Source organism: Mesorhizobium sp. M0106 (assembly GCF_040322715.1).
GTDB lineage: Bacteria > Pseudomonadota > Alphaproteobacteria > Rhizobiales > Rhizobiaceae > Mesorhizobium.
Window position 1 is genome coordinate 20,246 of sequence record NZ_JAMYUA010000058.1, and the last position, 8,065, is coordinate 28,310.

7 protein-coding genes and 3 pseudogenes are annotated in these 8,065 nt (G+C 58.2%); all 10 read right to left on the reverse strand.

Annotated features, from left to right (window positions below):
- Window positions 1-26: 26 nt before the first annotated feature.
- Window positions 27-186: pseudogene (locus tag NKJ55_RS35710) on the reverse strand (IS6 family transposase); the annotation flags it as partial.
- A 98-nt stretch (window positions 187-284) separates the two neighbouring features.
- Window positions 285-1,937: an IS66 family transposase gene (gene tnpC / locus NKJ55_RS31765; RefSeq protein ID WP_352453329.1), complete on the reverse strand. Its 1,653-nt coding sequence runs from the start codon at window positions 1,935-1,937 to the stop codon at window positions 285-287.
- Between the two features lie 64 nt (window positions 1,938-2,001).
- Window positions 2,002-2,355 (reverse strand): IS66 family insertion sequence element accessory protein TnpB, encoded by a 354-nt coding sequence (tnpB, locus tag NKJ55_RS31770; RefSeq protein ID WP_352453330.1) that lies wholly within the window; start codon window positions 2,353-2,355, stop codon window positions 2,002-2,004.
- Window positions 2,352-2,807 (reverse strand): IS66-like element accessory protein TnpA, encoded by a 456-nt coding sequence (gene tnpA, locus NKJ55_RS31775; protein ID WP_352453331.1) that lies wholly within the window; start codon window positions 2,805-2,807, stop codon window positions 2,352-2,354. The genes tnpB and tnpA overlap by 4 nt, the downstream gene beginning before the upstream one ends.
- Window positions 2,808-3,232: 425 nt before the next feature.
- Complete coding sequence (locus tag NKJ55_RS31780) at window positions 3,233-3,613, reverse strand: type 2 periplasmic-binding domain-containing protein (RefSeq protein WP_352453332.1); 381 nt, start codon at window positions 3,611-3,613, stop codon at window positions 3,233-3,235.
- Window positions 3,614-3,911: 298 nt separating this feature from the next.
- Window positions 3,912-5,057: an iron-containing alcohol dehydrogenase gene (locus NKJ55_RS31785; protein ID WP_352453333.1), complete on the reverse strand. Its 1,146-nt coding sequence runs from the start codon at window positions 5,055-5,057 to the stop codon at window positions 3,912-3,914.
- A gap of 311 nt (window positions 5,058-5,368) precedes the next feature.
- Window positions 5,369-5,484: pseudogene (locus NKJ55_RS31790) on the reverse strand (IS630 family transposase); the annotation flags it as partial.
- A 149-nt stretch (window positions 5,485-5,633) separates the two neighbouring features.
- Window positions 5,634-6,845, reverse strand: coding sequence for an FAD-dependent oxidoreductase (locus tag NKJ55_RS31795; protein WP_352453334.1), 1,212 nt, complete (start codon window positions 6,843-6,845; stop codon window positions 5,634-5,636).
- Window positions 6,846-7,125: 280 nt separating this feature from the next.
- The gene (locus NKJ55_RS31800) at window positions 7,126-7,494 is read right to left on the reverse strand and encodes a RidA family protein (RefSeq protein WP_352453335.1); all 369 of its coding nucleotides are present in this window, start codon (window positions 7,492-7,494) and stop codon (window positions 7,126-7,128) included.
- 370 nt (window positions 7,495-7,864) lie between these two features.
- Window positions 7,865-8,065: pseudogene (locus NKJ55_RS31805) on the reverse strand (M24 family metallopeptidase); the annotation flags it as partial.

The window sequence follows — 8,065 nt, forward strand, 5'->3', positions numbered from 1 at the left end:
CAAGAGCGTGGATGGGCGTTGTCACCCTGACCGTTGATGCGCACCACGACTTCATCCCAGGTGCCAGGCATTATCTTTCGTCGGCGACTTGAGGCGTATGCGGCGCGCATAGTCAGGGCTGTGCTTTCGGCACCATCGGCGCATGGTCTCGTAGGAAACGACGATCCCGCGATCGAGCAGCATTTCCGTATGCGGCGTCTCCGCCCCATTGATTTTTGGTTGCAACGGTCAGGTCTAGCGCTTGCAGATGGTCCTATGAGCACGTCGGGGAGTCCCGGACGTGCTCATTGTGAGGCGCTGATCCGTTGCGCATAGGCCCAGGGCATGAGGGCGTCGATGTCTTTGGCGAGGTGGCCATTGGCGAGGCTGATGAAGAGATCGCGCAGGTAGGCGTATGGTTCAACGCTGTTTATCTTGCATGTGCCGATCAGGCTGGCGAAACGGGCCCAATTACGGCCGCCTTCATCATGGCCGGCAAAGAGAGCATTGCGGCGGTTCATGGCTGGACTTCTGATCGCGTTTTCGACGAGGTTGGAGTCGATGTCGACGCGGCCGTCGTCCAGGAACAGCCGGAAGCCGGCCTGGCGTTTCAGCATATAGGCCATGGCCTCGCCGAGGTCGGACTTGCGCGAGACGCGTGCGGCCTGAGCTGTCAGCCAGGTGAAGAACTCGTCCACCAGCGGGCGGGACAGGTTCTGGCGGACAGACCGGCGATGTTCGGGATCACAAGCTCGGATGCTGTCCTCGATCGTGTAGAGGGCGGCGATGCGCAACAACGCCTCGTCGACGATGGGCGACCCCTTCTTCGGCTGGGACTTGATCAGTTTTCTGCGGCCATGTGCCCAGCAGAAGGCCAGCCTCAACGGATCGCCGCCCGTGCGTTTTGGCGTGGCGAGGTGGGAGTAGCCGCCATAGGCATCTACCTGGATCGTGCCGTTGAAGCCGTCGAGGATTTCTGCGGCATATTCACCTTTACGGCCAGGCCGATAATGGAACACCACGCCCGGCGGCGCCGATCCGTTCCAGCCGCGGTCGTCGCGCAGAATAGCCCAGAGATAGCCAGTTTTCGTCTTGCCGCGCCCGGGATCCAACACCGGAGCCGTGGTCTCGTCGACATATAGTCGTGAGCTACCCTGTTTCAGGACCATGGCCATGTGGTCAACCACGGGCGCGATCACAGCGCCCGTCCGGCCCAGCCAGTCGGCCAGGACGGTGCGGTCGATCGGCACTCCGTGTCGGGCCATGACCGCGGCCTGCCGGTTCAGCGGCATGTGTTCGGAATGCTTGGACACGGCGATCTGCGCCAATAGGGCTTCGGTCGGCCAGCTGCCTTCCAGCAAATGCGCCGGCGCCCTGGCCTGAACCACGCCCGTGCGCCCCTTGGGGCAAGCGTATTTCGGGCGGATCGTGACGATCACCTGATAGCGCGCCGGGATATGATCGAGCCGCTCCGTCCGGTCTTCGCCAATCCGGACCATGTTCCCGCAACCGCAGGGGCAGGCAAGGCTATCAGGCTCGATCACCTGTTCGACGCGCGGCAGGCTCTGGGGCAGCGCGCGCGCCTTGCGTTGCCTGCGTGAAGCAGTCTTTTCGCAATTGGCTGTGCTGGCCGCGATCTTTTCCTCGACGAAGGCGATCTGGGCCTGTGTTTCGGCAATGGCCGTCTCCAGGTCCTCCAGCGCCAGTTCCATCTGCGTCGGATCGAGCTTTTCCGATTTCGGCCCGAACTTCGTGCGGCGGTAGTCCTGAACCTGGCTCTCCAGCTTCTCGATCAGTTCCTTCAACTCGGTGATGAAGGCGTCCTTTTCAGCCACCACCGCCTGCTCATGCTGGCGTGCCGCACGCTCGACCGACAGCTCGAACTGCACGGCCGCAAAAGCCGTCACCACCTCTAAAGGAAGGTCCGGGAACCGGCTGAGATCGATAGGCGCAGACATGCGCCTTCATAGCAAATCGAAGCAAAAAGCCCAATAAAACAAGCGCCAAAACCGAACAGGTGAGTCACCCTGCCGCAGTTGGCGGCGCTACCCGCTGCGCCACCACGCGTCGCCAGTCAAGACCTTCGAACAAGGCTTCGAACTGCCCCCGCGACAGCCGCATCGTTCCATCCTGCACTTTGGGCCAGGCAAAGCTGCCCTGTTCCAGGATTTTGTAGGTCAGCACCATTCCGGTGCCATCCCATACCAGGATTTTTAGACGATCCCCGCGCTTCGACCGGAAGATCACGGTGACTCCGGAATGCGGATCAAGCTTCAACTCGGTCTGCACCTTCAATGCCAGCGCCTGATGGCCACAGCGGAAGTCCACCGGCCGCGTCGCGATCAGGATCGGTAATCGTTGGCCCGCGACGATCATGCCGTCCCGCGCATCGCGCGCACCAAGGCCGCGACCCGATCAACCGGTACATCGCCGGGAACCCTAACCACCAGGTCTGCGCCTAGTTCCACCGTCACGATCCCGGAAATGATCTCAACCGGCTCCCGAACCGGCAAAGCATCGGTAGCCGTCTTCGGCTCCGCCGTAATCGCAAGTGGCACAAAGGCGGGTTCGACAGGCCCGTTCTCAAAGGGCGGCACGGCCGTCATCAGTTCAGCAGGCAGCGTCAGAAGACCCTGACGCGCCTGCCGTCGCCAGTCCGAAAGCTGATGCGCAGCGAGATCATAAAGACGCGCAACATCAACAACCCGCGCACCGGGCTGAAGGCTCTCCGCTACAATCCGCGCCTTCAGATCATTCGGCCACCGCCGGTTTCCACGACGAGGCTCGACAACTTCGCATCGCCCAACAAATCCCTCACCATCCGCCATGCCAAATCTCCAGCTCTTGCCGAAAATCTTCTGGCAGAAACCTCAATGTTCACAAACACGCGAAATCAATGGGATGTAGGCGGCGCATACGCATTTCCTCCATATCGCGCAGGCTCAAATTGAAGCGGAAGTAGAGCCAGACAGTACGGCCACGATTTCGATCGGATAGCGGTGGTTCTTGTAGGTCTGTGCACTCACAGTCATGGCTGTGCTGCTACCTCAACTTCCTTACCGCTCAAACACCGTGACAACGCCGGGCGAGGATATGGTACGCTGCCTCAGCAGTTCAAGCTCGGCATATTCTCGACCGAGTCGACAAGTGCCTGCACGACGGCCTGGATGGCAGGGCTGCTCTTCTTCCGGGTGATGAATGTAAAACGAATTTTGGCCTCGCCGCGACGTGGCGGTCAGGCACACTACCCGGCCTAGCCGAAGGTACTCCTCAACGTAGCCCGCCCAGGCGAGGGCAGCGCCGCGCCCCGCGATGGTCTCACCATCATAGACAAAAAGCTGGTGAACCGCAGGCCATCGAGTTCCCGCTCGGTGCCGATCCAAGATTCCCAGCTGTCAACGGCACCCGGTTGCGTGGTCAGGTGCAGAACCGGAACATCGAGGAATGCCTTGGGGTTCTCCGACGCGACTGCCGGATACAGCACAAGGAAGGCCGGCGAGCACACCGGAAACCACTCGCCGTCGAACAGCTTGGTGGCTACGAGGCTAGGCCAGTCCTCGGGCCTTCCGAAACGGAGGGGAAGCGCCTCGTCAAGCTCATCGAACCTCCTGTAATCGGAGGACGTCAGCAACATCACCTGGCCGTTGGGAAACCGTGAGTGCACGGACTGCCTGAAAAGTGCCAGGTCGTCCTCACGCGGCCACATTTCAGACGTGACAACGCCTGCAGCGCTTCGTCTCGATCTTCTCAGCCCGCCGTAATCTCTTCATCCCCAGTCACGCTCCGCATTTCAGATCCATTCCATCGCCTCAATGCTATGGCGGAATGGAAAGCTGTGCCCCGAGCCCTCGCCTGTTATCCCTGTCAGCGGTCCTTTCACGTCCAACCTCTGATAACCTCACAGCGCCTTCAAAGCTGGTTGCTAGGCTCACTTACATGCACTCTGCATAAAGCCTTCTTGCCGAGCATAAGGTAAGGTTCACCGGGTTTCCGCCTGCGCTAGGGTCCTCGATGGCCATGGATGCGAGTTCCTCGATGCGGTCGCTGCCCACGCCGAAAGCGGTTAGATTTTCGGGAACGCCGAGTTGGGCGCGTAGCGACAGAACATAGTCATAGAAGCCGTCGAAGCCGCCAGAAATGCCGAGGTAAGCCGCCGCGCGGGCGATCTTCTCTTCGATGGCGGAGCGGTTGAACTTCAGAACCATGGGCATCACCACCGCATTGGTCATGCCGTGATGGGTGTTGTAGACTGCGCCGATCGGGTGCGACAGCGCGTGGATGGCGCCGAGGCCCTTCTGAAAGGCGACGGCGCCCATGGCAGCGGCCGACATCATATTGGTGCGGGCCTCAATGTCAGTGCCATCCTGATAAGCGAGCGGCAGATATTCTTTCACGAGCCGCATGCCTTCGAGCGCAATTCCTTGGCTCATCGGATGATAGAAGGGCGAGTAATAGGCTTCGAGGCAGTGGGCAAAGGCATCTATCCCCGTGCCGGCGGTGATGATCTTCGGCATGCCGACCGTCAGTTCCGGATCGCAGATCACGACGCCGGGCAGGAATTTCGGATGGAGGATGATCTTCTTTACATGCGTCTTCGAATTGGTAATGACCGAGGCGCGGCCGACTTCCGAGCCGGTGCCGGCGGTTGTCGGCACAGCGACGATGGGCGCAATGCCTTCAACCGCGGCGCGGGTCCACCAGTCTCCAATGTCTTCGAAGTCCCAGACGGGACGTGACTGGCCGACCATGAAGGCCACGCATTTGCCGAGGTCGAGGCCCGAGCCGCCGCCGAAAGCGACTACGCCGTCATGGCCGCCGTCACGGAAGGCCTTGATACCGGCTTCGAGGTTGATTTCGTTCGGGTTCGGATCGACATCGGCGAAGATCGCGCGGCCGAGGCCCGCACCTTCCAGTACGTCCAGCGCGCCTTGCGTGATCGGCAACGCGGAAAGGCCTCGATCGGTGATCAGGAGCGGCTTTTTCATGCCCAGCGATTTGCAGGCATCGGCCAGTTCCTTGGTTCGGCCGACGCCCATTTTCACGGTGGTCGGATAGCTCCAGTTGGCGGTAATCGTCATTTCAGAGTGCCTTCTTAAGAGGTAGGATTTCGGACGGGTCAGGTATTGGAAGCCTAGGACCGAGAGCGAGCCCCCGTTACCAGTTTCCTTGCAGCCGGGGATACGATTGGCCACAGCGGCTCGCACCGCAGGATAAATGTTGCAACGGCCAATTCTCACATAACGTACAGCGCGACAAGCAAAAGGTTAAATGCAAAACCTCAAGTTAGCGCAGAGCTAAACCTTTGGAACCCGATCGGTTAATAATCCGACATGGCCCAGCGGGAAGCCCAGGGATTTTGTGACTCAGTAAGATAGAGAGCGCGTCCACTTTAATCGAGGTCGTATCCTGCTGCGGCAAAGTAGTTGGCGCACTCCTGCGGTCCCACGAGTTTGACAATTCGCCAACGGTTTTCCACAACTCGTCGGCGGAGAGTTCCGCCTTTGACCCAAAATGGCGAACATCTCAGGGGAGCATGTCACGTTCGGTAGGAAGTCTGAAGAACGGATCGGACGTTAAGCTTGCAGACCAGACGTCACCAAGGTCTGACGATTTCCTTCTGAGGCTTGTAGGCATGCTTCAAGAAAAATGATTTTTCAGGCGCAAACACTCAGATAGTTTGCCAATCGCGCGGCCGTAGCCATTGAAAGGGTCCAACCGAGTGCACCGTGACCGCAGTTTAGGAACAGCCCCTGCACTTTTGAATGTCCGACGATCGGAAGGCTGTTCGGTGTCATCGGTCTCAAGCCGGTCCAAGCACCAACTTCTCCATCGTAGTCCCCCGCCCTGGGGAAAATCCCCCTTGCGGTTTCAAGCAGTGTATTGAACCGCTCCCGCTTGAAAACCCCATTATCAGAATCGATATCGGCGAGGCCGGCGATCCGGATCCGATCGCCAATACGGCAGAATACAGTTTTGCGCGCCGTATCGGTAACGCTTGCGGTCGGCGCATATTCCGAGACCGGAATCGTCATCGAATATCCTTGAACCGGCCAAATTGGCAGTCGGATACCTGCAGTCTTTGCCACCGCCACAGACCAAACCCCAAGTGCAAGAACGGCCCTGGTACATGGAAGCTCACCTGTATTCGTCACGACGCCTTTGAGGGTTCCATTGCGTGTCGCGATATGTTGGATGTTGGTGCCAAACATAAAGGTGACCCCATATTCTGTCTCAAGCAAAGATTTGAGATTTTGACAAAACAGATAGGAATCACCGGATTCATCGTAAGGTGACCACAATGCCCCTACAAAAGAATGACCATAGTGAATCAAAGCCGGCTCGCGTTCTATTGCCTGCTCTTTGGTGAGGATCGCTTGGTCCGCCCCATGACGGTTTTTCAACGCACTAAGCACCTCGGCTTGCTTGAGTCCCTCATGAGTGGAATAGAGGCTCATCTTTCCTGAGGTTCTATGACTGAAATCGACTTTTTCAGAGAGCTCGGCGAGACCAGCACGATTCTCCTTCGCAAGTTTCAAGGCATCGATCGTATTGCGTTCAAAACTTTTCTGGCTCGAATTAGCCAGAAACCGCAAACCCCAATTCATGAATGCTAGGGAAGGCGTCAGTTTCAACCGGAATGCCGGATCGCGGCCCAACAGGTATTTTGGAAGGTTGGCAACCATCGATGGGGAAGCCATTGCATCGGTATAAGCGTAAGCAAGCTGTGCGCCATTGCCAAAGCTAGCGCCGCCTTCAGCTGGCCCTTTCGCCGCGTCGATGACAGTAACTCCAAATCCTTTGCGCGCCAAAACATAGGCGGATGCCAACCCGACAACGCCAGCACCGAGAACAATCACTTCGCGCATGGTTAAACCTCGTTAGAAGCCGACCGAATAGCCGGGCCGCAGTCCGTGCCGAGCGCGGACAAGCGGACAAGTTGTTGCGCTGAGCGCGTTTCGGGTGGCGTGCAAACCGTTGCCGGAGCCTTGGTGGAAAATTTCCTTTAGTGAGGTCAGCTATCTGCAACAGCTTGCGTTCAGGCCCTTTGACCCAGTATGTGCGTCACGTCATTGTGCTCAGCCCTAGATCTCGGATGCGATAAGTATGCCTAATGCGGGCCCGACCTCTACTCTGTCCAAGTGGCGATCAGACGTCCATAATCTCAACATCACCTAATGCGGCGCTGACCATGACTTCGACGCGCATTTCCGGATCCCCCAATTCAACCGCGCAGCAACAACGTGTTGGCGGATTGCCCGGAACCACCCATGCATTCCAAACCTCATCCATTGCCTTGAAATCCGCCATTGACGTAATCCAGATCTCGCTGGCCAGGAGACGCGACTTATTGGTCCCGACCCTTGCCAGCAGCTCGTCGATTTTCGCCAGTGCCTCACGCGTCTGGCTGGCGACATCGCCACCCTTGTCACTGAACTGGCCCGACAAGTAGACAACACCATTATACTTGACCAGACGGCTCCGGCGGGCATTTACATCCAGGCGTTCAATCTTCATTTCTATTTCTCGTAAGAGTATTGCGTATTCATTTAAGCACGATGAAGAATTCGTGCCAGTTTATGACTCAAGGCGGGCTTCGGCTTTCGAGAGACGAAATGGTGTGGAAGCGAACACTGCGGCGCAGTCCGGGGGCGATCAGGATTCCATAATCCGCGATCTCTGCGACTTCTTCGTGTTGCCCACCCCGCAGATCAACTCGGCCAATCCGCCAAGCTTCGTATCATTGGTAATGCTTTGCCATCACAGCCACCGGATGCATAAAGTACCCTCGTCCAACTGCATCCACCGTTGCGCACCGTTTGTTGTAAAGGCCATTGTACCAGGCGATCACGACCCATGCGCCACTGTTTTCCAATGTCGTTAGCCCTTAGTTCCATGAAAAAAGTTTGCGCTCCATGGTGGTCAGGCGTTCCGGGCCTTGTTCCGTCACGAGCACCGTCTCGCTGCAGCCCATGCCGGCCGCCCCCATCAGCATGTGGAACGCCATTCCGGCCTCAAGGACCCATTCTACGCCCGGCAGGAACTCGCGGATAAATTCGCCGGCGGATGGGCGGTAATTGAGACCAAG

Coding starts and splice junctions, on each gene's coding strand:
- NKJ55_RS31795 (WP_352453334.1), bottom strand. CDS start 6,845: ATGCGCGAAGTGATTGTTCTCGGTGCTGGCGTTGTCGGGTTGGCATCC.
- NKJ55_RS31785 (WP_352453333.1), bottom strand. CDS start 5,057: ATGACGATTACCGCCAACTGGAGCTATCCGACCACCGTGAAAATGGGC.
- NKJ55_RS31780 (WP_352453332.1), bottom strand. CDS start 3,613: ATGTTGCTGACGTCCTCCGATTACAGGAGGTTCGATGAGCTTGACGAG.
- NKJ55_RS31800 (WP_352453335.1), bottom strand. CDS start 7,494: ATGAAGATTGAACGCCTGGATGTAAATGCCCGCCGGAGCCGTCTGGTC.
- tnpA (WP_352453331.1), bottom strand. CDS start 2,807: ATGGCGGATGGTGAGGGATTTGTTGGGCGATGCGAAGTTGTCGAGCCT.
- tnpC (WP_352453329.1), bottom strand. CDS start 1,937: ATGTCTGCGCCTATCGATCTCAGCCGGTTCCCGGACCTTCCTTTAGAG.
- tnpB (WP_352453330.1), bottom strand. CDS start 2,355: ATGATCGTCGCGGGCCAACGATTACCGATCCTGATCGCGACGCGGCCG.